This window comes from Streptomyces sp. URMC 126 (genome assembly GCF_051386555.1).
In the GTDB taxonomy this organism is placed as follows: domain Bacteria; phylum Actinomycetota; class Actinomycetes; order Streptomycetales; family Streptomycetaceae; genus Streptomyces.
The window spans coordinates 1-247 of the sequence record NZ_JBPQTX010001177.1 but is presented as its reverse complement, the minus strand read 5'-3'; the positions used below and the strand labels follow the sequence as shown (position 1 = coordinate 247).

Below are 247 nucleotides of genomic sequence, written 5' to 3'. Positions count from 1 at the left end.
ACCCGGGGCCGCCACGGCAGCTTCATCGCCGCCACCGGGGACACCGCCGCACGCGAGGCCGCGACGGCGGCACGGGCGTACGCCCAGCGGGCGCGGCGCCTGGGCCTTGACCGGGCCGCCGCACTCGCCGCCGCCGAGGAGGCGATCGGCGCCGAGTACGGCCGGGAGGGCTGACGCCTCAGCCCGCCACCGACCGCTCCCGGGCCGCCATCAGGGCGAAGCCCAGCAGGTTGAGCCCGCGCCAGCG

Annotated in this window: 1 pseudogene; it reads left to right on the top strand. The window is 80.2% G+C overall.

The features are described 5' to 3' along the window. A pseudogene (locus ACSNOK_RS35575) lies at positions 1–174 on the top strand (GntR family transcriptional regulator); the annotation flags it as partial. Positions 175–247 lie beyond the last annotated feature (73 nt).